A 1,842-nucleotide genomic window follows, 5' to 3' on the forward strand; every position below is an offset into this window, starting at 1 on the left:
AGCCTAGTTTCATTACCCACCTCATTAGTTCAATGGGGTGGGTTCTCCTAGTTTTATTCCCGCACTACCTCATTTCTATTTCTTATTCGACTTATTTTTCTAGCAAGCCATGCTCCTTGTTGCATTTTTTTTGTGGCTGTATTTATCACTATTTGCCGTGACAGGCTTCGTAACGCTTTAGTTTAATCCGAATATCGCTAAGAGAGTCGCCTGACTTTCTTGCAAAAAAAGACTATCATTTTGATTTTCTTGACTTATTTCCTTGCCATGACGGATACTGTGAACCCTTAAAGGATAAGTACGGCTATCCGTTTATTGTTTGTACAAAAGCAATAAAGAGAATACTTATAATGTTTATAAACGTGGAGACTAAGGGTGTTTGTATTAAAAAGGCTAATTCTTATTGTATTCGCTTTGGGTAGTAGCGTGCTTTTTGCCGGCACCATGGGGCCTGTGTGTTCGCCTGGAGCCATGACCGTCCCTTGTAATCAATCTGCATGGAGTGTGGCGGCTAAAGCACTGTATTTACAAACTAATTTCAATCAAGAATTTTCTTATTACCCTCGAGGAGATAATAACATTTATAATGACCTTGGTGGCCAATGGGGATGGGGCTTTCAATTAGCGGCATCCTATTTGTTTAACACCGGTAATGATGTGACCCTCAACTGGTATCACTTGGATGGAGCCAGTGGCTATTTAAAATTTACCCCCTTTGGCGAATTTGATCCGCTTAACGTGCGTTTGGCATTGAAAACTCAGTGGGATGCCGTGAATGGTGAATTAGGTCAATTGGCTACCCTTACCCGGGATATTAATTATCGTTTTCATGGTGGTTTCCAATTTGCTCGGCTGAAAAATACAATGAATGCGCGAGTTGCATTTATTGTCCCCACAGAGTTTTTAGACTTGTTTGATGCAGACAGCATACCGGCACCCAGGCATCTTCACTACAATACCTCGTTTAACGGTTTTGGCCCACGTACCGGTATTGATATGGATTACATTCTCGGCAATGGGTTTAGTATGTATGCTAAAGCGGCTACCGCCTTGCTCGTAGGTACAATTAAGTCAAGCGTTACCGGTTTGGCGGAGCCATTAACATCGGTGCATGGTTCTTATTCAGCGATTGTTCCTGAGCTTGAAGCCAGTGTTGGGCTTAATTACAGTTACCCCACAAAACGAGGGGATTTTCTTTTTGATTTAGGCTATTTGTGGGTGAATTATTTTAACCCATTAAGAAATCAAAACATTATTGATAATATAGCAAATAATCAATCAGTTACTTCAGAAAATAGATCGACTGATTTAAGTATTTCAGGTCTCTATTTTGGATTAAAGTATGTAGCAAATATTTAAAGATTATCCGCTAAGATATTTCGGTGATTATGTTGACTTTGTCAAAGTTGATCGGGGATAATTTGGCGAGGTGCAGTGCTTTTATCGAGAGAGAACGTACCCTTGCTAAAAAATTTAGTTTCTAGTTAGAATGAGCTATAAACGGAAATTAAGAGGCCGTGTAACAGGCCCTAAGAAGAAAGTGGAGATATGCATGTTAAACTTGAAACAAACAGCGATGGCTGCACTTGCCTTTGGCAGCAGCGCCGTATTCGCTGGAACCATGGGGCCTGTTTGCACCCCTGGGAATGTTACAGTTCCTTGCGCCAAAACTGCCTGGGGTGTCGGTGGGCAAGCTCTATATATCCAAACAACTGCAAACCATGATTTTGCTTATTATCGACGCGTTGGCAATTCGAACGAATTCTTTGATCAAGGTGGACAATGGAGCTGGGGTTTTCAGCTCGAAGGCTCATACCACTTTAACACCGGTAGCGATTTTAC

Annotated in this window: 2 protein-coding genes; both read left to right on the forward strand. The window is 41.4% G+C overall.

Annotated features, from left to right (window positions below):
• The first annotated feature begins 375 nt into the window (after positions 1–375).
• Positions 376–1,359: an Lpg1974 family pore-forming outer membrane protein gene (locus ACQY7T_RS10970; protein WP_428413356.1), complete on the forward strand. Its 984-nt coding sequence runs from the start codon at positions 376–378 to the stop codon at positions 1,357–1,359.
• A 193-nt stretch (positions 1,360–1,552) separates the two neighbouring features.
• Positions 1,553–1,842: Lpg1974 family pore-forming outer membrane protein (locus ACQY7T_RS10975; protein WP_428413358.1), on the forward strand; the 290-nt coding region annotated here is incomplete at its 3' end.

This window comes from Legionella sp. (assembly GCF_965140895.1).
Lineage (GTDB): Bacteria > Pseudomonadota > Gammaproteobacteria > Legionellales > Legionellaceae > Legionella.